We start from the raw sequence: 22,337 nt of genomic DNA, 5'->3' as shown, positions 1-22,337 counted from the left end.
TATAAAGATGGGTGAAGTTCATAGATTAGAAAATGAAGGTAAGATTCCAGTAGTATTAATAGAAGCACAAGTTGGTGAATATACAGGCGAAGATGATATTGTTCGTCTTGATGATGATTTTATGAGACTTACATAATAAAACTTTATAACTATTTTAGTTAGAATATTATAATAAAATAAAAAGGGAGTTTATGAAAAATAGTATATTTATTGTTATTTTATCTATTTTTATATTTAGTGGTTGTAGTATGAAAGAGTATAAACTTTTTCAAACTAAAGATGAAAAAAAAGATGAGTTAAGTATCATTTCTCAAGATGAATACGAGGAAGAAGTAGTGTTTGAGAATATTATTGCACCAAATGATAGGGTTGATATTACTATTTATATTCAAGCAGGACAAGGCAGTCAGCAAATGACTTCAATACTAACAAGTAGAGATACAAACACTAGTCAAACAATAGAAGAAAATATTGGTTTGTTAGTTACACAAAAAGGTACAGTTCGATTACCACTACTTGGAAGTGTTACAGTTGCTGGATATACACAAGATGAAGCTTCAGAAATACTTATTAAGAAATACAAAAAATATATTAGAAATCCATATGTTTTAGTTGAAATAAAAAATCAAAGAGTAATAGTAATAGGTGAAGTAAAAAAACCTGGTATTGTACCTGTAACAAATGGAACTATGAATATTATTGAAGCAATTGCAAGATCAGGAGACCTTACAGATTTAGCATCTAGATCAAATATAAAAGTTGTAAGAGGTGATTTAAGAAAACCACAAATTAGAAATGTTGATCTTACAAATATGTCTAGTTTAGCTGTATCAAGTCTTTATCTAAAACCAAATGATATTTTGTATGTACAACCTAGAAACCTTAAAGGATATAATAAAGCCTTTGATGAAATAAATCCATTCTGGAATATGTTATCTAGTATCTTAGATCCACTAAACCAAAGAAAAACTTTAATAGAGTAGTAAAGGCATAAAAAGAATGAATCATACAAACATTCAACATAATAATGAAATAGATTTAAAAGAAGTAATAAAGACTATTTTTAGATATAAATGGTCTATTATTATTATCACGTTTATATTTACTTTTGGTAGTGCTATATTTGCATATATAAAACCAAATATTTATTCTTCATCTGCAACTATTGAGCTTATGGAAGATAAAAAAAAGTCAGCAAGTCCTGCTGACTTTATGCTTCAAGCTTTTGATGGTGGAGGAGCAAATGTTGATAACGAAATCGAAGTTATAAAATCAAGATTTTTAGCACAGAAAGCTTTTAATCTTTTAAATCTAAAAACTAGATATTTCACAACAAATAAGTTTAGAGAAATTGAACTATACAAAGATTCTCCATTTGTAGTAAATAGTCATTTTTTAGATGATTTAGTTTATGGAAAAGAGTTTATTTTAACTCCAATAGATGAAAATAGTTTTAATCTAAAAATAGAAAGTATTTCATCATACTCAATAAAAGGCTTTCTTAAAAACTATGGAATTATTCCATATGAAGAGAAAGATAGAGTAATATATAATAAAAATCACAAATATTCACAAACTATAAATAATCCTTACTTTACTTTAAATATAAAAAAGATTCATACTCTAAAAAATCAAGAATATAGATTTAAATTTATGACAAATAGAGATCTTTATGAATTTTATAAAGATAACATTTCTGTTTCTCAAGTATCAAAAAAAGCCACTATTCTAAAGCTAAACTTCCAAGATACTTCTTCACTTAGAGCAAAAGAGATTTTAAATGCAGTGCATGAAGCATATATGAATCAAGAGATTGAACATAAAACAAAAGAAGCGAATCTAACTTTAAGTTTTATAGATAGACAACTTGATTCAATAAATGCAAGACTTAAAAAATCAGAAACAAAACTTGAAGACTTTAAAGAGAAAAATCAAGTTGTAGGTTTAGGTGAACAAGCTATAAAAACTACTGAGCAACTAAGTGAATATGAAGCAAAACTTGAAGAAATGCAAACAGAAATAAATATTTTGTCAAATTTACAACAATATATAAAAACTAATCAAAATTTGACAGGACTTACTATTGGTTCAGTAAACTTTGCTGACCCTGCTTTAGGGACATTAGTAACTAGACTTCAAGAGGAAGCAACAAGAAAGTCTACTTTACTTGTTGATTATACAGAACTACATCCTGATGTTCAAAAAGTTAGTCAGAATATTTCTAGTTTAAAAAGATCAATTAAAGCTGCTCTTAGAAATAACCTAAGACAACTTAATCAAAGAAAACAGTCTTTACAAAATGTAATTGGAAAATTTAATAAATCAATTGCTTCTTTACCAAAACAAGAAAGAGAATTATCAAGACTTACAAGATATTATAGTATCGATGAAAAAATCTACTCATTTTTATTGGAAAAGAAAGCTGAAACTGCAATTTTGAAGTCTTCAACAATTTCAAATTCAAGATTACTTGATAGTGCTGTACAAAATCCACTACCTATAAAACCTAAAAGAAAACTTATTGTTTTAGTTGGAGTTATTTTAGGACTTATAGTTGGACTAGCATTAGCATTTTTAAGAGAATTTTTCAATAATACTATAAAAAATTCAGATGATATTGAAAAACTTTGTAGTATTCCATTATATGGTATTATTCCACAAAATAAAAACAAAAAAACTTCTAAACTTGTAGATGAAGCATATAGAGCAATAAGAACAAATCTACAATTTTTACCAAAACATGAGAAAAGTGAAGTTATTGCAATTACATCTTCCGTATCAGGTGAAGGGAAAACTACAATTTCTGCAAGCCTTGCTAGAATAATTGCACAAACAAATAAAAAAGTAATAGTTTTAGATTTAGATTTAAGAAAAGCAAGTTTACACAAAGAGTTTAATATACCTAATAATATAGGTATTAGTAACTATTTAACAAATCAAAACAGTTTAGAAGAAGTTATTCATCATGATGAAACAACTAATGTAGATATTATTACGACAGGAACACTTCCTCCAAATCCATCTGAACTAGTACTTACTGACAATATGAAAGAGTTTATAAAAATACTAAAAGAAAAATATGACTATATTATCTTTGATACTCCTCCAGTTGGATTAGTAACAGATGCAATGATTCTTATGAATTACGCAGATATCTCTTTTGTAGTAGCAAGAGCTTCATATACAAGAAAAGAGTTTGTTAAAAACTTAGATAGACTAAGTAAAGAACATAATCAAAACACTTTTGGAATGATTTTAAATGGCGTTGAAATTGGAGAAAAGTATGGGTATGGATATGGTTCCAACTATGGATATGGATATGGGAATGACAAATATTATAAGGATAGATAGAAGCTTTTAGCTTCTAATCTACTTTTATAAATATCTATTTTTTATTTCATTTTTTTCTTTTATTTTTCTAAAACTTTTACTATTTATGCTTTGACTTAAAGATTCTATATAATTAGGTCTATGGGTATCACTTCCAACAAAATCAACTAAACCATTATTGATTAAATAATCTACTGCTTTTTTTGCTCTTTTTCCATAGAAATCATTAGTTGAATTTACATTTATTTGAAAGTAAAGTCCAGCTTCTTTTAGTTGATGATATTTTTCTAAACTTTGAGAAAAGTAAGTATATCTTTCAGGATGAGCTAATATAGGTTTATACCCTGCTTTTAAAAGTTCATAAATAGTTTGCTCAATTCCAAAAACAGGTGTAGTGTAAGACAATTCAAACAGTATATAATTATCACCAAATGTTAAAAGCTCTTTATTTTTTATAAGCTCAAAAAAGTGTTCATCATAATAATACTCACTTGCCACTTCTAAATGAATATCTATATTTTGTTTTATAACCTCTTCTTGAAGTTCATCAAAACCTTTTAAAATATCACTTTTTGAATTTGGGAATCTATGAGACATAGTATGAGGAGTAATAATAAGCTTTTTAAAACCCATATTTTTTAATGAAGTTATCATTTCTATACTTTGAGTCATTGATTTTGAACCATCATCAATAGATGGAATTAAATGTGAATGTAAATCGGTAGTATAAAACTCAGGCAATTTATTGTCAGTTTTTTTGAAGTTTCTAAATATTTTTGAAAGCAATGTTATATTCCTTCTTTAATTACTAGGCTAATTCTAGCCTAATAATTATATTTCTACGGTTACACTATCTTCAATCAGAAGTTTAAGTACCTCATCATGAGTATTTGTTGTTGTATATACATGGAATCCATCAGCATCTTTGTAAGTTGAACCATCTATATTCAATTTTATTTCCCAGTTTTGTTCAGCTTCGAGCTTAATACTATCAGCTTCGTCTCCTAATATTCTTAATGTATTATCAGAATCTGTTAAGGCTATAAACTCATCTAAAGAAAAATTACTTAAAATATGTTCACCATTTGATATATCTAACTCATCTAAACCACTTGTATTAGCAAGTAGTGTACTCATATCTATAACTTCTGTTTCATTTGTATTATAAGTATCAGTTAAATCAATACTAATATTTACCTCTTTAGATTCACTAATAGCACCATGTTCATCAATCGCTTTATAATTAAATGATATCTCAATATCTAAGCTTGAATCAATATTATCAAATTGACTATTTGTAATTTCATAAGTTCCATCAGGATTAACTTTTACATTTGTACCTTCAAGAGTATTTTCAACTCCATTAGAATCAATAGTTTTTGTAACTATATCTACACTATTATCTAAAGTGTAAACAAATGAGTCTAATAAATCAATATCTACATTACTATTAACTACTAAATCTTGAAGTAAATCTGTACTATATTCCATTCTGTAAGACTCATCAATAAGTTGATAGTCTAAACCAGCATTTTCAAGAACATTTACAACAACTAACTCTTTTAATTCTTCTATATTAATAATCTCATTTGTTTCAATTAAATTTATAACCATATCATTGATTAGTTCATCAAATGACTCTTCACTTATCTCTCCAAAAACTCCTTCTAATGAAGTTTTATATAAAGACAACGTAGAAGAGTAATCCAGTTTAATTTCATTTTTTATAAAATCAACAATTAAACTATCTAATTCATTTTGATTTAAACTAATACTAGTATCAACAGTTTCTTTAATACTTAAAACTACATCATCTAATGCACTTTTTATAGATTGTAAAGCTTCATTAGGATTTGTACTTAAAGCAGTTATATCGATAGATGATTTTAATTCCTGAGCTAATAATGGATCAAGAATAGGTAAAGACACTCCAAGTACTGTAAATAAACTCTTTGCATTATTTTCATATCCATCAACTATATCATTTTTAGAAATAGAAGAAATTATAGTAGACATCTGAGCAATTGAAACTTTTAAACTATCAGGAAAATTGTCTAAAACTATTTGTTCTTTTGATAAACCAAATGTTTCAATACTATTTTCTATTAAATTTTGTGAAGCACTATTTAAATCAAAGTCTTCTTTTAATGCATTTGACATAAGAAGAGATACTTCAAACTGCACTTTTCCTGATAAATTTAAATATTCATTAAATCTTCCATCTTCAATATAATCATTTACATCCACACCAAGTACCTCTAATAATTTTTGAGTAAAAGTAGTTGGGAAAGTAGTAACTAAACTATCAAATTCATCAATCTTATTTTGTAAAGAAGATTGAATAGCTATTAAATCTACTGGTTTCACTGATGAATCATATAAATCAAACAATCCTAATCCAAAAGCTTCAAGTAAACTAACTTTATTTTCAGGTGTAGCCTCTAAAGATAACATTAATTCTTGCACCTTTAATGTTAACTCTGAAGTTTTACTACTATCATCTATTTGTGTTTCAATCACTTTAATAATTTCATTTGGTAATGAAAGAATTTTTTGTGATAATGAAGCTTGTATATTTTGTATTGAAGTCTGCATTGGCTCTAAATCAGAAGGTGTTACAGAAGACTCATAAGTCACAAAAAGTTTTGATAAAAATTCCTGAACTAATACTTCTTTATTTTGAGGTGTTACTTGAAGTTGTGTTAATAGACTATTTACATCTGCTGATAACTGAATATTCTTAGATGTATCTGCAATTTGTGTTTCTACTACATTTATTATATCACTTGCAAGAGTAAGATTTAAAAGTGGATTTATTGCTGTTGCTGCAAATAAATCATTCATTTCTTGAGCAATTATTTCTATATCAGTAGGATTTACACTTGCTTGCATCACATCAAAAATATCATTTACAAAAGAAGATAATAAAAGCTCACTAGAACTAGGTTCTTCTTCAATTTGTACTAATAGCTGCCCTACTTTTAAGCTTAATTCTGATGTTTTACTATTATCTTTAAGCTGTGTTTCTATTGCAACTACAATATCTGAAACTAAAGAATTTTTTGAAGTCTCTATATCTAACTGAAGTGCTTCAATACTTTGTGATATACTAACTAAATCTTCAAAGTTAACTTTTGCCTCATATATTTCAAATAAAGTATTAGCAAAAGCTTCTAAATCTTCTTGTGATACATCTTGATTACTAGTAATTTTAGATTCAAGGTCTTTAATAAAAGTAGCTATTTGCGTTTCTAAAGACTCTTCTTTAATGCTTCCTTCTTCTAATGCGCCAAGAGAATCATAAATTGCAATTTTTATACTTGAAGGCAATGCTTCTCTTTTTTGTTTTAAACTATCAACTAATTCATTTAAAGGATCTGTTAACTTAGTTAAAGCTGGAAGAGCATCTAGTGCTGTTAAACCTAAAGAGTTAAATGTAATAGGAATTAAATTATTTTGGTTTATAGCTGTAGTATCAATATTAATATCCATATTTTTTAAAATATCGCTTTGTAAATTTTGAGATAGAGTTAAAGGATTTATTTCTTCAATACTATTAAATAAATAAGCTACTTTTGCACCAGGTAAATATCCTTCAAAACTATTTGAAAGTTCATTTGTTTCTACCTCATATGTAAAATCACTTATAGTAGGTGCATCATTTACACCAACAACATTAATAGTTACTGTTTTTGTTTCACTTTTTGCACCATTTTCATCTATTGCATTATAGTCAAAAGAAATTTGTAAAGGCATATCTTTTGGTAAAGAGTTAAAATCTCCCTCGATATCAAACTCCCCTGTCTTACTATCAAGTACAATTATAAAATCATAAAGAGCATTTGATATTTGTTTATTTGATACTTCAAAAGAGACAACTGAATTTGTATCAATATCTGAAGCTTCTAATTTTCCACTATATAAAACAGCCTCATCTACCTCTGAAATAGTTTTTACAATATCATTTATAACTGGATTATCATTTACTGGATTAATTTCAACACTTATTTCTTTAGTTACTTTTGCACCACTATTATCAATAAGTTCTATTGTAATTTTGTCACTACCATTATAATTTGCATTTGGAATATACTCTAATTCATTTGTAGTTTCATTAATATTTACAACTCCATTTATAGAAGTAGCAAGAATAGATGAAATTGAACCATCAATATCAAATGCGTTATATGAAATCACTTTACTTCCATCTTCATCTACTGTTATTGTACTTACTATTTCTAATGTTGGTAATTCATTTATATCATTAACTGTAACAGCGATTGTTTTTTGTATTTTAGCACCCCTATCATCAGTTGCCGTTAAAGTAATTGTATCAAGCCCATAATAATCTGCATTTGGAGTATATATTAATTCATTTCCATTTATTACTACAACTCCATTATTTGCTACAGCTGTTGTACTTACAGTTCCATCTACATCATCTGCTGAGAAAGTTATAGTCTTAGTTCCATCTTCATCTACTGTTATTGTACTTACTACTTCTAATGTTGGTAATTCATTAATGTCATTAATAGTTACAGCAATAACCTTCTGAACTTTTAAACCACTTTCATCTACAGTTGTTAGAGTAATTGTATCTGCTCCACTATAATCTGCATTTGGTATGTATGTTATCTCATTTCCATTTACTTCAACTAATCCATTATTCGCTACAGCTGTTGTAGTTACAGTTCCTTCTACATCATAAGCATTAAATGTTATTGTTTTACTTCCATCTTCTGCCATTGAAAATGCACTTACCACTTCTAGTGTTGGGGCATCATTTACACTATTAACCGTAACTACAATATTTTTTACAACTTTAGCGCCATCATCATCTATTGTTGTTACTGTTATTGTATCACTTCCGTTATAATCTGCATTTGGAGTATATTTTATTTCATTTCCAGTTATTACTACTATTCCATTATTTGCTTCAACTGTTGTATTTACTGTTCCATCCACATCATTTGCTGTAAATGTTACTGTTTTACTTCCATCTTCATCTACTGTAGTACTACTTACTACTTCTAGTGTTGGAGCATCATTTACATCATTTACAGTAACTGCAATAGTTTTTATAACTTTAGCACCGTCATTATCTGTTGTTGTTACTGTTATTGTATCACTTCCATTATAGTTTTCATTTGGAGTATATTTTATTTCATTTCCAGTTATTACTACCGTTCCATTATTTGCTACGGCTGTTGTATTTACTGTTCCATCTATATCTGAAGCATTAAATGTTATTGTCTTACTTCCATCTTCATCTACTTCTAATGTTGAAACAACTTCTAGTGTTGGAGCATCATTTACACTATTTACTGTAACTGATACTGTTTTTACAACTTTAGCTCCATCATCGTCTATTGTTGTTACTGTTATTGTATCACTTCCATTATAGTTTTCATTTGGAGTATATTTTATTTCATTTCCATTTACTTCAACTAATCCATTATTCGCTACAGCTGTTGTAGTTACTGTTCCTTCTACATCATAAGCATTAAATGTTATTGTTTTACTTCCATCTTCATCTACTGTTATTGTACTTACTACTTCTAGTGTTGGGGTATCATTTATATCATTTACTGTTACTGATACTGTTTTTACTACTTTTGCTCCATCATCATCTATTGTTGTTACTGTTATTGTATCACTTCCGTTATAGTTCTCAGTTGGTGTGTATGTTATTTCATTTCCAGTTATTACTACTGTTCCATTATTTGCTTCAGCTGTTGTATTTACTGTTCCATCTACATCATTTGCTGTAAATGTTATTGTTTTACTTCCATCTTCATCTACTTCTAATATTGAAACAACTTCTAGTGTTGGGGCATAGTTCTTACCTACTATTGTTAAGTTTATAGTTTGAATATCACTAATTGTGCCACCTTCAATATTTGCTTGATAATCAAAAGAAATCTTTAAATCATCATTAGTATCTAATAATGAGAATTTATTTGATACTACCTTATATGTACCATCACTATTTAATATAAACTCTAAGATATTTGCATTTTTTAACTGCTCTAATTTACTATTATCAAGCTCAATAGATAAAGAATTTTCATCTAAGACAGAAGAAATCTCTGCATATAACTCACTACTATTTGATGTAAATGTTAGAATTACACTATTTACTAAAGAGTAGTTAATAGCATTCTCAAAACTATTTACTTTTCCATTATATGTTGAATCCTTTGTAGTTATATCTTCTAAATCATTTTCCTGAACTATTGGATTTAAAAGTGCCTCATTAGAACTTAAATTTCCTACTGTTTTTAAAGTAGAAGCTGTTTCTATTTCACTTTGAGTTAAAGATTTTGTTATATCTCCATCGTTTTCTATATCACTTTCTATATCTTCAGCAACTTGTTGAAGTTTTGCTAAATCTTTAATACTTTTAGCATCATTCATAGCTTTATTAATATTAGTTGTAACCTCTACAATATCTGTTTTATCAGAAAAGCTAACTTCATTATTTACTTCAATTTCTGAAACAATATTATCAATAGTATTGATATTTGTTAAATCTAAATTTTGTCCTTCCTCAATTTTTTTAGCAATTACTTCTACTACTTTTAAAGAGGCTTTATCTTCTAATATATTACTTTCAGAAGCTTCTTTTAAAGCTGAAGATGTTTGACTAACAATATTCACAATTTGAACTGTTTTATTTTGTACAGCAAGAGCATTTGCTCTATCTTCTAAACTAGAATTTGAATTTAATATAACTGATATAGGATCAAATATATTTAAATCTATACCAGAAGATAAACCTAAAGAGCTTTTAACTAAAGTTTGTGCTTCATCAATTGATAAAGATTTTAACTTCATAACATTTACAACAAGAGTCGTTAAAGGAGAGATTATAGAAGAGCCTTCTGGAGCACTCATTATTCCTTCAAATGCTAATCCTGTTAAAATATCAGTACCACCATAAGAGTATAAAGTTCCTTTTGCTCCTACTAACTCAAAATCACCTTTTGCATCAGAAACTGTTTTTGCTTCACCTAAATCTAAAATACCATTTTCATTTGCATCAGAAAAAATAGTTGCACCTGAAATATACCCATCTGTAGATGTACCACTATTTATATTATCAGCAAAATCAATATTTACTTTGATTGTTTTTGCTTCACTTGAAGCACTTCCATCATTAACTTTATAATCAAAACTAACTTCTACTTTCCATAATGTACTTAAAGAATCAAAATCAGAATTTGTTATAGTATAAGAACCATCATCATTTATCACAACTTGTGTTGGTGATAAATTTAAATTAGTTACTTCATTTCCATTCTCATCAAATATTTTAGTAACGATACTATTTGCTACAAGTTCATAGTTTAAAGTAAATATGTCTTGTAAGTCTTCATCTTGTTTTAATCTATCGAAAATATCATCAACCATATCTTCTGCAATTTTATTTCTCGTAGTTTCAACAAGTAAACCTTTATCTAAACCTAATTGTTCAAAGATATTCTCTTTTGCTGTCATTTTTAAGCTATCAACTGTTAAATCTTTAAAAGTATCAGCAGTTAGTTTTTCTACTGTTTTGAAAACAACATCTCTTAATGAAGCATCTGTACTGTTTATTTTAGACATAATAGCATCTGTTAAAGTATTATAAATACTCTGTTTTAAAATAGTATCAGTTAATGCCTCATTAGTATTACTATTCTTTAAAATATCATTAATTATATTATCAACTGTTCCATCTAATGTATTTAAGAAATCTTTAAATAAACTCTTTACAGCATCAGTATCTTCAATTAATGATTTAAGAGATAATGTATTCATAAATGATTTTAAATCAGTTTTTAAAATATCTAAAATAGAATCTTGATCTAAACTTGTTAAGTTAATACCTAAGTTGCCTAATAAGCTATCTATATCAATCAAACTTTTTGGATCTAAAGATATTAATGTTATTAAAGCATTTGAATTACTAATTAACTCTACAATATAGTTTGCTTCTTCTTGTTGTGTAGAAGTAAATCCAAACTCTTCATCTATTTTTTCCATTAAGTCTTTAAAAGATTTATTTATATCAAATGTTTCTGAAGATACATTTTCAATTAAAAAACTAACTTGTGTTTGTATATTTAATAACTTTGTTGAATATTCACTTGGATTATAATCTTCTACTTTAATATCTAAATTTTTCAATAACTCTATAGTAAAAGTATTTGGGAAAGGTTTTGCTTTTTCAACAAATGGATCTGTTGCGCTTTTAATATTTTCAAAAATGTTTATATCTGTGATAGGTGTACCATATATACCTATTAATTTAATATGAAAATTATTTAAACTATTTTGTTTATCTAAATCAGTTAATGTTGTAGAATAATCTTTCATAAAAGTATTTATAGTCTCTTTTAAAATCACTGTATTATCAGTATCAGAATAATATGTTTCTAATATATTAACGATACTGTTAACTGTAGATTCTTTACTTGTTTCTAATTCATTTAATAATTTATATAAGTTATAAACTTCTAAATCTTCTGTTGAAATTTCTTTATTTCCTAAAACACTATTAATTAAGGATTCTTTTAATTTTTCTTGATTAATAATACTATTTATTCCATTTGTTGTATCAACATTTTTAGTAATTGTTGATAACATATTTAATAGATAGTTTCCAGGAAGAGAACCAGTATATGAAGTTGAATCAATCTCTACATTTACATTATCTTCTATAGCAACTGGAATATCATTTACACCTTTAATAGTAACTGTTGTTGTTCCTTTATTTGAAGAGCTTATTCCATCATTTGCAATATAGTCAAAAGATACATTCATACTATCTGTTTCTTTTAGACTATTAAATAATGGTGAAACTATTTTATAGCTACCATCATTTTCTAAAACAATATTTAATAAACCTGCTTTATAAAGTAATGCTGTAATTTTTGCAGGAATTTCAATTGTTTTCTCTTCTGTTGTATTAGTTTTAACATTATTTAAAAAGTCATTAATTAAGCTTTTCACATAAGCAATATCAGTTAATGATTTTTTTTCAATTGAATCTGTATTATAATTTTTAAGTTCTTCGAAAATTGAGATTAAATTCTTATTAGAAGATTTAACGCTCAATCTAATCTCAGTTAAAGCTAACTGAACATTTTCTATATTATCTATATCTGTTACAGATATATTACCTTCATAAACAGCATTTTCTAAAGGAAGATTAAATGCACCACCTAATTTACTTAATAATACTTTATTTAAATTTTCATTTGATATTACAGTTCCAAAAGGATTATTTGGAAGACCTTCTATATCCAATTTAACTGAGACTTTACCCTCTACTGATTTATCAATTTCTAATTTAATATCATCTTGTCTTACACTAGGAAGTAATGTTAAAATAGACTCTTCAAATACTGATTGAACATTATATTGATCAAATAGTTTTACTAATATATCATTTGAACTTGATATATTTAGAGATATTACACCATCTTTTGTAGTTATTATTGTATTTAAAATCTCTGCTGTTGCATCTGTTAAATCTGTTTCAATTACATTAATAGAAGGATAAGAAGTAACAATAGGAGCATCATTTACACTATTTACCGTAACTGCAATAGTTTTTACTACTTTTGCACCGTCATCATCTATTGTTGTTATTGTTATTGTATCACTTCCGTTATAATCTGCATTTGGAGTATATTTTATTTCATTTCCAGTTATTACTACTGTTCCATTATTTGCTTCGGCTGTTGTATTTACTGTTCCATCCACATCACTTGCTGTAAATGTTATTGTTTTACTTCCATCTTCATCTACTTCTAAAGTAGAAACAACTTCTAGTGTTGGGGCATCATTTATATCATTTATAGTAACTGATACTGTTTTTACTACTTTAGCACCATCATTATCTATTGTTGTTACTGTTATTGTATCACTTCCATTATAGTTTTCATTTGGAGTATATGTTATTTCATTTCCATTTATTACTACTGTTCCATTATTTGCTTCAGCTGTTGTATTTATTGTTCCATCTATATCTGAAGCATTAAATGTTATTGTCTTACTTCCATCTTCATCTACAATTATTGTTGACTCTACTTCTAGTGTTGGGGTATCATTTATATCATTTACTGTTACTGATACTGTTTTTACTACTTTTACTCCATCATCATCTATTGTTGTTACTGTTATTGTATCACTTCCGTTATAGTTCTCAGTTGGTGTGTATTTTATTTCATTTCCAGTTATTACTACTGTTCCATTATTTGCTTCAGCTGTTGTATTTACTGTTCCATCTACATCATTTGCTGTAAATGTTATTGTTTTACTTCCATCTTCATCTACTTCTAATACTGAGACAACTTCTAGTGTTGGGGCATCATTTATATCATTTATTGTTACTGATACTGTTTTTACTACTTTTGCTCCATCATTATCTATTGTTGTTACTGTTATTGTATCACTTCCGTTATAGTTCTCATTTGGTGTGTATCTTATTTCATTTCCATTTACTTCAACTAATCCATTATTCGCTACAGCTGTTGTATTTACTATTCCATCCACATCATTTGCTGTAAATGTTATTGTTTTACTTCCATCTTCATCTACTTCTAAAGTAGAAACAACTTCTAGTGTTGGGGCATCATTTATATCATTTATAGTAACTGATACTGTTTTTACTACTTTAGCACCATCATTATCTATTGTTGTTACTGTTATTGTATCACTTCCATTATAGTTTTCATTTGGAGTATATGCTATTTCATTTCCATTTATTACTACTGTTCCATTATTTGCTTCAGCTGTTGTATTTATTGTTCCATCTATATCTGAAGCATTAAATGTTATTGTCTTACTTCCATCTTCATCTACAATTATTGTTGACTCTACTTCTAGTGTTGGGGTATCATTAGTTCCCGTAACTTTGATAGTTAAAACATTTGTACTTTTCAGACCTAATTCATCTTCAACATCAATATTAATATTAAATATCTCTTCTTGTCCAGATTTTAAATAATCATACTCAGATGCATCGAATTCATAGTTTCCATCTTGATCTATTGAAAAACCATCTACTATATCTGTTGTACTAAAAACAAGTTTTTCTCCTAATGGCAAGTCAACATCACTAGCATTAATAGTTCCAGATAATAATCCATCTTCAAAAACACTAACAGTTTTAGATTCAATTATTGGTGCATCATTTATACTATTAACCGTAACTGAAATATTTTTTACAACTTTAGCTCCATCATCATCTATTGTTGTTACTGTTATTGTATCACTTCCATTATAATTCTCAGTTGGTGCATATTTTATTTCATTTCCATTTATTACTACTGTTCCATTATTTGCTTCAGCTATTGTATTTACTGTTCCATCTATATCACTTGCAGTAAATGTTATTGTCTTACTTCCATCTTCATCTACTTCTAAGACAGAGATAACATCAAGTTTTGGGGCATCATTTATATCGCTTACCGTAACTTTAATTATTTTTGTAGTTGTTGCTTTTCCATCACTAACACTTAAAGTAATTGAAGTTTGACCATTAAAGTTTTCTGTAGGAGTAAATGTAATTTCATTACCATTTATTACAACACTTCCATCGGAAGAAGTAGCTAAAGTAGATAATGAATCATTATTTCTATCTGTTGCATTAAAAGTAAATACTAAAGTACCATCTTCATCTACTACTTGAGATTTAATATTATCAATTTTAGGTGCAAAATTTCTTCTGTCTAACACATCTTGTGCATTTTGATTACCAACAGCATTAGAAGGTAAGTTATTATTTCCTCCTACTCTTGCGTTATCATAATTTCTATTCTCTAATCCATTATCACTAGCATTATTAAATCCTGGATTATTATAAGTATCACTACTTACAGTTTCTTGTTGACCACCAGCAGCAGAAGCTTGTAAAGCTGTAGCTAAATCTGAAATATCTGCAAGTACTTTTTCTTCAGCATTAGCGCCAAGTAAAATTATCTGAACTAAAGTATCACCATCATTTTGAGCTAATAAAGTTGCCATATCCTTTAAAATCAACTGAAAAGGATTACCATCATTATCAGTAAATTCAAAGAATAAATCATTTTCTACTAATTGAGAACTATATTTAATCTCTGAAGATATTTTAATTTCTATTTTCTCATTTTGACCAATATTGTCTAAAATATACATTGTTTGATTTTCATTAAATAAAAACTCTTTATTACCTTTTAAAATAGCAACCATCATTTACTCCTAATAATAATTAAATTATCAAATATTATCAGAGTTCTAGTCACAAAATAGTCACTTTATTATTTTATTAATAATTTTTAGTATAATATACTTATGTCAATATCATTAAAAAAAATATTAAAAAATAAATTTATACTTTATATATGCAATAAAGACACTTCTTCAGAAAAAATAATAAAAGTATTGGATATTTTCTTTAAAAAAATATTCATAACTACTAGCTACGAAGAAGCATTAAGAATTTATAATGACGAGAAACCTAGTGTAATTATTACAGATTTGAAAATTAAAGATTTTAATGGATTTGATTTTATACAAAATATAAGAAAAACAGATTACAATATTCCAATAATAGTTGTAACTTCACTAAAAGATACAAACACACTAATTAAAGCAGTTAAACTAAATCTTACAGACTATCTTTTAAAACCAGTAGATATCAATACCTTAATCTATGCTCTAAATAATAGTGCGAAAAAAATATTAAATGGAGAGAGTTTTGAAGTTAGAATAGGTAAAGAAAAATATTATAATTATTTTGAGAATTCAATAATTAAGAAGGGCAAACTTATAAAACTAACAAAAAATGAAACTCTACTTATTGAACTATTGATTGATAATAAAAACAAAATAGTAAGAATGGAAAAAATAAAAAATCATATTTGGAAAAATAAAGAAGTAAGTGAATCTGCATTTAAAACTCTAATTAGCAGACTATCAAATAAAATAGGCAAAGAATCCATAACCAATAGTTTTGGCATTGGTTATGGAATTATTGATAATTAATCAATTAACTTATCAACAATCTTTATCATATAATTTGCAGAATTTACAGCAGAAGATTTTAAAAACTCGTCAAAGTCAATATCTGCTCCACCATCAGCACTATCAGAGATAGCTCTTAAAATAAAAAACGGTACATTTAAAGAATCACATACTACTGCAACACTAGCACCTTCCATTTCTAAAGCATCAGCATTAAATGTAGTTTCAATAAACTCTTTTCTCTCACTTGAATGAACAAATTGATCACCAGTAGCAATAGTTCCTTCTATAACTTTTAAATCATTCTCTTTTGCAACTTCTTTTGCAATATTTCTTAAACTTTCAGTTGTTTCTACAAAAACAGAACCACCAGGAACATAACCATTTGGATGACCAAATGCTGTAATATCTAAATCATGTTGACATAATTTATCAGCAATAATTAAATCTCCAATTTTAAGTTCTGGATTTATTCCACCTGCTACTCCTGAAAAAAGTAAAGTATCACAAGCAAACTTTTCAATCATTGTTGCAGCAGTTAAACTTGCAAAAACTTTTCCAATTTTTGAATAAGCAATTACAATATCTAAACCTTTGTAGTTTACCTCATAATATTTATTATTAGCAAATTCTACAACATTAACTTTATCAAAATGAGCTAAAAGAGGTTCAATTTCCTCTTCCATAGCTCCCATAATTGCAATTTTAGTCATTTAAAGCCTCAATTGTTTTTTCTAATGAAGCCATATCACTTACATTTAATGTTGGTATAGATTTAACAATCTTTCTATTTAAACCTTTTAAAACAATTCCGTTACCAAATTCAATAAATGCATCTACATTTTTATGAGAACTAACTGATTGTTTATATTTAACAGGTTTAGTAAGTTGAGAAGCTAATAATTCAATTGCTTCATCTTTTGTAGTATATGCTTCTGTAGTTACATTAGAAATAACTGGTGAGAATTCATCTTTTAAATATTCTTCTAAATATGGTTTTAAATTTTCAACTGCACTTTCTAATAATTCACAGTGACTTGCAACAGACATATCTAAAACGATAGCTCTTTTAGCACCTGCTTCTTTGAAAGTGTCAACTAAACTTTCTAAATCAGCTTTAATACCAGCTAAAACTAATTGACCGTCCATATTGTAGTTCGCTGGCCAAACTTGTTTTCCAGCTTCTCTTTGCTCTTTACAAATATTCTCTACTGTAGTATCATCAAGACCAACTAAAGCCATCATTCCAGCATTTCCTCCAGAACAAGCCTCAGTCATAAATAAACCTCTTCTATGTACTAACTCAATAGCATCTAAGTAATCAATTGCACCTGCACTTACTAAAGCAGAAAACTCTCCTAATGAATGTCCTAAAACAAACTCTGGTTGAATATCACACTTTTCTTTAAAAATTGCATTTGCAATAGAACTTACTAATAAAATAGCAGGTTGAGTATATTCAGTTTTACCTAAGTTGTCATTCTCTTCAAATAAAAGCTCTTCAAAATTAATACCTAATCTCTCACTAGCTTTTGAAATCATCTCTTTTGCAATTTCGCTATTATCAAAGAAATCTTTTCCCATTCCAACACTCTGGCTTCCTTGTCCTGGAAAAATAAAAGCAACTTTTTTCATTGTAAATACCTTTTTTTTAAAATAATTAGTTTATAAAAACTATTTGTTAAAGTTTATAAAAAACAAACCTTAAAAAATAGTTTTGCCCAAGTGTAAACTACACTTGGGCAAAATTTGTGATTATCGTAATCTAAAACTACAAGTCTAAGCTTGTAAATATTTTGCTATCCTAGCAACTATTAATTACAACCACAACCACCAGTAGATTGTTGCTGGCTTCCACCACCACAACATCCACCGCTCATTGCAGCCATTCCACCAACTACACCAGTTTGCATCTCTTCTTCAGTAGCTGCTCTCATAGATGTAATAGCAACAGAGAACATTAAAGTTCTTCCAGCCATTGGGTGATTGTAATCAATTGTAACATCAGAATCAGTGAAAGATTTAACTACAACTTGTACAGTCTCACCATGCTCACCAGTACCATATAATGACATACCTTCAGTTAATTCAATACCAGCAAATTGCTCTTTTGGTAAAGTTTGAACTGCTTCTTCATTGTACTCACCGTACCCATCTTTTGCTTCAACTAAAACGTCTGCTTTATCATTTTCTGACATTTCTACTAATTTAGACTCTAAACCTGGAATGATTTGACCTTTTCCAGCAATAAATTCTAATGGTGCTTGACCAACATTAGTGTCAAGTTGTTCACCGCTATTTGCGTCTTTTAAAGTATATTCAATACCAATAACTTTTGACATATTTTTTCCTTATAAAATTTTATAGTTTATTTAAATTTTTCTTTGCTATTTTTGTTTCATCAGAACTAGGATAAAGATCTATTAAAGTACTATAAAAACTTCTTGCATTCTCTTTATCTCCAGTTGCCTCGAATGAAATAGCACTGTGCAATAATAAAGATGGCATGTAAGCTGCTTTATCATTTAATATAGCAGATTTTTTAAAATGACTTATTGCCAGATCATATTTCTTTCTTACATACCACATCTCACCTAAGTAATAATTACTTTCAGCTGGTTTATAATTTAAAGCTATTAACTTCTCAAATTTAGGAATAGCATACTTAAAGTATTGTTTAGAATACTGTTTTTTTGCTTCATCCAAAATTTTTTCTTTATCAGAAGATGATAAAGTTTTGTTAGATTCAGTTTTTTCAACAGTTGTAGAAGTTGAAGTTGAAGGAACAACAGAAGTTGTTTTAACTCCTAATGATTTTTTCAAGCTTTCAAACTCTGCTCTTGTAATAAACTGATCCATATTTTTTCTAAGCTCACTAGCAGATACATACTCTTTATTGATTTTATTAACCAACTTCGAAATTTTCGAAACTGCATTTTTTAATGTAGCAATACTTGCTCTCATTTCTTTATCTGTTTCTTCTTTCATGTTTAAAAGTTGCTCAGATACAGATTTAATTTCCGCAGTGTCACTACTATTTTTTGTTGCTAGTTCAGAAGACATTTCAACTTGTTTCATTAATTCATTCATTCTTAAAACTGTTGAATTAAGTTTTGAAGAGTCACCTTCATAAATAGATTCTAAACCTTCTAACCTCTTTTTTAAAGAATCAATAAGTAAATTAACATCATTAATTTTAGAGTTTAAAGATGTTAACTTCTGTTGATTTTTTAAAATATGTTTTTCGGCTGAATTTAATCCATATGGATTTTTTGAATTTAAATCACCTGCACCAAAAACAGAAACCTCTTCGGCTGTAGCTGTTCCTAGTGCTGCTGTGATTAAAAAAGTAGTAAGGTATTTATTCATAGAACTTATTTAACTAAAGTGTGTTCAACTCTTCTGTTTTTTGACCAACAGTTTTTATTTTTCTCAGTACAAACTGGGTTACTTTCACCTAATGAAACTAATGAAATATTAGCTTGAACTCCATTGTTCTCTAATACATTCTTAACAGCTTTTGCTCTTTTTAAACCTAAAGCATAGTTATATTCATCTGTTCCCCACTCATCTGTGTTACCAGATACTTTTACAGTAGTAGATGTATTTAATGCAGATAATTTAGAAGCATTAGACATTGCTTTTTCTTTCATATCATCAGTTAAATTATATTTATCAAATCCAAAATAAATATTTTCGATTAATACTTTTTTACCATTAATCATATAGTAAGCACCATTGTCTGCTTTTTCAACCATTGAAAAGCTTCCATCCATAATTTGCTCAACATTTGTATCAGGAATAGTATTTAATGCAGTTTCAGAGTTTTGCTCAGGTGCATTATTTACATTCATATCAACGTTTTTTTCACTACAACCTGTAAATAAAACAGATGCTATTAAGAAAGAGTAAATGCTAATTTTTTTCATAAATTTGTCCTTAGAATTAAAAATTTACTTTGATTTTACAAAATCAAAACTTAATTAATCATTATTTGGTTACCAATCAATAGATTGGATTCTACTACCTTGCAATTCAAATAAATAAGATTTATTAAAATTAAGTCTTATTATTCCAACTGAACTTTGAGAATTATATGTTTTTATAAATAATAAAGATTCACCATCTTTAGAGAATTTAGGAAATTGGTTTACACCATTTGAAGTTAATCTTTTTAAATCATCAGTTTTAGTTGACATTAAATATAGATTAAAAGTTCTATTACTTAATTCATTCTCATTTTCTCTACTTACGTAAACAATATTATCTTTAAAAGATGTAGCAGAAGAATTGTTTCTGCTATGGTATACCAATCTTTCTACACCTCGAGAGTTAAATGATTTAGCGAAAATATTTGGATATCCTAATCTATCAGATACAAAAACCATTCTTGATTCATCATCAATAAATTGAGCGCTTACATCAATCCCACTATAATTTGTAACTTGTTTAGCAGTTTTACTCCTAACATCATATAAATAAACATCAGGTTGATTATTAGGAGAAGCAGTAATTAAAACCTTTGATCCATCGCTATTAACATCTGATGCAACAATCATTCCATCAGATTGCATAATAATACTTCTTTCTTGAGTATAGATGTTTAGTTTAACTAATGTTGGTTTTGCATAATTGTATGATGTATAATAAATTGATTTTTGTTCATTATCAGCCCATTTAGGGAAAATATTAAGTCCACCTCTAATTATAGTTTTCTTATAATTTAATGTATAATCACCAATCATAATATTTGCTTTTTTACTATCTGTATAAGTTGAAAAAACTACAAACTTATCCATCCAATCAATACTTGGAGCTTTAAAATGATCATTAATACTAATAGCTGTTCTATGAGCTAAAAAAGGAAATCTCTCTTCTTTTAATGTAGTATAACTCTTTTGTAAAGTTAAACTTTTTGCATTGATATCAAAAAGTTTTGTATATAAAGTATATGAACCATCTAAACTTCTTTTAGCACTAATTAAAAGATATAAATCTAATCCTTCATTAGAAAGTCTAATTACATCAGGTTCATCTTCAAATTTTAATTCTTGATTATTAATTGCGACATCAAAATGACCACTAATTATTAGGTCTTTTACTAAAATTTCCTTGATTTTACTTAATGTAGCAATTTCAGATGAATCATTTGCAATATTAACAGCAATCTTTGGTAAAGTTTTTGCTTTTTTTACGATTTCTAAATTTGCATCAACTTGAGCAAATAAAAAACTACTAAATACTAATAAATATATAAAAATTCTTTTCATTAATTATCCTTCAGATCTAAAGTTTACACTTATTCTTACAGTTTTACCTTTTTTAGGTTTAGGGTATATTATACTTTTTTGTTCTTCTAAAAAAGCTTTTAGAGATTCATCAAAATTAATATTTTGAGAAAATTTTGTAAATCTATAATCAAAGCTACCACTAGGAGTAATTGTAACAATAATCGTAGCTAAAAGATTTTTTTCTCTAGTAGTTGGAGACCAGGCAGATAACATCTCATTAATTTTAGAAAAATACTCATCACTTTCATCATTTTTACTTAAATTCTTTGATGTAATATTTGTAGTAGTGATTTTATCATTTAATAGTTTATCCACTTGAACATTTGAAGATTTTTTTTCTCTTTCAAATTTTGCTTTGAATCTCTTAGGATCAATAGATTCTTTAACATTATTTACTTCTTCTTTTTTAACAGCAACATCTTTAGTCTTTACATTACCAAATAAAGATTTTAAATCAGGTCTTTTTTTATTTGAAGCAGAAGCTGCTTTTTCTACAACTTTTTTAGGTTCTTTTGTTTTAACCTTTTCTTTTTTTGCTACTCTTTTTTTATCACTTTTTTCAATAATCATATCAAGTTGAATTACAGTTTCTTTACTTTTGATATCAAATATTTTTGGTTTTGAACCAATTACATAATAAATAAAAATAAATGCAATAAGAAAATATAAAAATAAAGAAATTAACCCAGATATATATAAAAAAGAGTTTTTTTGCATAAA

General features: G+C 27.3%; 13 protein-coding genes. 4 read left to right on the top strand and 9 right to left on the bottom strand.

The window, feature by feature from the left end:
* The 3 genes from ACH5BF_RS12460 to ACH5BF_RS12450 all read left to right on the top strand — a co-directional run.
* Window positions 1-136: cupin domain-containing protein (locus ACH5BF_RS12460; protein ID WP_423274577.1), on the top strand; the 136-nt coding region annotated here is incomplete at its 5' end.
* A 55-nt stretch (window positions 137-191) separates the two neighbouring features.
* Window positions 192-983 (top strand): polysaccharide biosynthesis/export family protein, encoded by a 792-nt coding sequence (locus tag ACH5BF_RS12455; protein WP_423274575.1) that lies wholly within the window; start codon window positions 192-194, stop codon window positions 981-983.
* Window positions 984-999: 16 nt separating this feature from the next.
* On the top strand, window positions 1,000-3,351 hold the full coding sequence (locus ACH5BF_RS12450) for a GumC family protein (protein ID WP_423274574.1): 2,352 nt from the start codon (window positions 1,000-1,002) through the stop codon (window positions 3,349-3,351).
* Between the two features lie 24 nt (window positions 3,352-3,375).
* Here the strand turns inward: ACH5BF_RS12450 and ACH5BF_RS12445 are convergent, their stop codons facing one another.
* Together ACH5BF_RS12445 and ACH5BF_RS12440 are read right to left on the bottom strand one after the other, a co-directional pair.
* A complete protein-coding gene (locus ACH5BF_RS12445; protein ID WP_423274573.1) occupies window positions 3,376-4,116 on the bottom strand; it encodes a tyrosine-protein phosphatase in 741 nt (246 codons plus the stop codon).
* Window positions 4,117-4,161: 45 nt separating this feature from the next.
* Window positions 4,162-15,552: a tandem-95 repeat protein gene (locus ACH5BF_RS12440; RefSeq protein ID WP_423274572.1), complete on the bottom strand. Its 11,391-nt coding sequence runs from the start codon at window positions 15,550-15,552 to the stop codon at window positions 4,162-4,164.
* A 102-nt stretch (window positions 15,553-15,654) separates the two neighbouring features.
* Here ACH5BF_RS12440 and ACH5BF_RS12435 point away from each other — a divergent pair, with 102 nt between their 5' ends.
* Window positions 15,655-16,347, top strand: a complete 693-nt coding sequence (locus ACH5BF_RS12435) for a response regulator transcription factor (RefSeq protein WP_423274571.1) — start codon at window positions 15,655-15,657, stop codon at window positions 16,345-16,347.
* Here the strand turns inward: ACH5BF_RS12435 and ACH5BF_RS12430 are convergent.
* From ACH5BF_RS12430 to ACH5BF_RS12400, 7 genes are all read right to left on the bottom strand, one after another.
* Window positions 16,344-17,039, bottom strand: coding sequence for a 5'-methylthioadenosine/adenosylhomocysteine nucleosidase (locus ACH5BF_RS12430; RefSeq protein WP_423274570.1), 696 nt, complete (start codon window positions 17,037-17,039; stop codon window positions 16,344-16,346). The genes ACH5BF_RS12435 and ACH5BF_RS12430 overlap by 4 nt on opposite strands.
* Window positions 17,032-17,961, bottom strand: coding sequence for an ACP S-malonyltransferase (fabD, locus tag ACH5BF_RS12425; protein WP_423274569.1), 930 nt, complete (start codon window positions 17,959-17,961; stop codon window positions 17,032-17,034). Before fabD ends, ACH5BF_RS12430 begins: the two co-directional genes overlap by 8 nt.
* Before the next feature lie 179 nt (window positions 17,962-18,140).
* Window positions 18,141-18,668, bottom strand: a complete 528-nt coding sequence (locus ACH5BF_RS12420) for an FKBP-type peptidyl-prolyl cis-trans isomerase (protein ID WP_423274568.1) — start codon at window positions 18,666-18,668, stop codon at window positions 18,141-18,143.
* A gap of 19 nt (window positions 18,669-18,687) precedes the next feature.
* Window positions 18,688-19,695, bottom strand: coding sequence for a tetratricopeptide repeat protein (locus tag ACH5BF_RS12415; RefSeq protein WP_423274567.1), 1,008 nt, complete (start codon window positions 19,693-19,695; stop codon window positions 18,688-18,690).
* Between the two features lie 5 nt (window positions 19,696-19,700).
* A complete protein-coding gene (locus ACH5BF_RS12410) occupies window positions 19,701-20,255 on the bottom strand; it encodes an OmpA family protein (RefSeq protein ID WP_423274566.1) in 555 nt (184 codons plus the stop codon).
* Window positions 20,256-20,324: 69 nt separating this feature from the next.
* Window positions 20,325-21,596, bottom strand: coding sequence for a Tol-Pal system protein TolB (gene tolB, locus ACH5BF_RS12405; RefSeq protein ID WP_423274565.1), 1,272 nt, complete (start codon window positions 21,594-21,596; stop codon window positions 20,325-20,327).
* Window positions 21,597-21,599: 3 nt separating this feature from the next.
* Entirely contained in the window at window positions 21,600-22,334 is a 735-nt protein-coding gene (locus tag ACH5BF_RS12400) for a TonB C-terminal domain-containing protein (RefSeq protein WP_423274564.1), read from the bottom strand.
* Window positions 22,335-22,337 lie beyond the last annotated feature (3 nt).

This window comes from Arcobacter pernae (genome assembly GCF_049472135.1).
Lineage (GTDB): Bacteria > Campylobacterota > Campylobacteria > Campylobacterales > Arcobacteraceae > Arcobacter_B.
Note: the sequence above shows the minus strand (reverse complement) of the source record. Positions and strands in the feature narration are given on the sequence as shown.

Excerpts from the sequence above, each read along its gene's own strand:
- ACH5BF_RS12455 (WP_423274575.1), top strand. The coding sequence starts at position 192 with ATGAAAAATAGTATATTTATTGTTATTTTATCTATTTTTATATTTAGT.
- ACH5BF_RS12450 (WP_423274574.1), top strand. The coding sequence starts at position 1,000 with ATGAATCATACAAACATTCAACATAATAATGAAATAGATTTAAAAGAA.
- ACH5BF_RS12440 (WP_423274572.1), bottom strand. The coding sequence starts at position 15,552 with ATGGTTGCTATTTTAAAAGGTAATAAAGAGTTTTTATTTAATGAAAAT.
- ACH5BF_RS12435 (WP_423274571.1), top strand. The coding sequence starts at position 15,655 with ATGTCAATATCATTAAAAAAAATATTAAAAAATAAATTTATACTTTAT.
- ACH5BF_RS12430 (WP_423274570.1), bottom strand. The coding sequence starts at position 17,039 with ATGACTAAAATTGCAATTATGGGAGCTATGGAAGAGGAAATTGAACCT.
- fabD (WP_423274569.1), bottom strand. The coding sequence starts at position 17,961 with ATGAAAAAAGTTGCTTTTATTTTTCCAGGACAAGGAAGCCAGAGTGTT.
- ACH5BF_RS12420 (WP_423274568.1), bottom strand. The coding sequence starts at position 18,668 with ATGTCAAAAGTTATTGGTATTGAATATACTTTAAAAGACGCAAATAGC.
- ACH5BF_RS12415 (WP_423274567.1), bottom strand. The coding sequence starts at position 19,695 with ATGAATAAATACCTTACTACTTTTTTAATCACAGCAGCACTAGGAACA.
- ACH5BF_RS12410 (WP_423274566.1), bottom strand. The coding sequence starts at position 20,255 with ATGAAAAAAATTAGCATTTACTCTTTCTTAATAGCATCTGTTTTATTT.
- tolB (WP_423274565.1), bottom strand. The coding sequence starts at position 21,596 with ATGAAAAGAATTTTTATATATTTATTAGTATTTAGTAGTTTTTTATTT.
- ACH5BF_RS12400 (WP_423274564.1), bottom strand. The coding sequence starts at position 22,334 with ATGCAAAAAAACTCTTTTTTATATATATCTGGGTTAATTTCTTTATTT.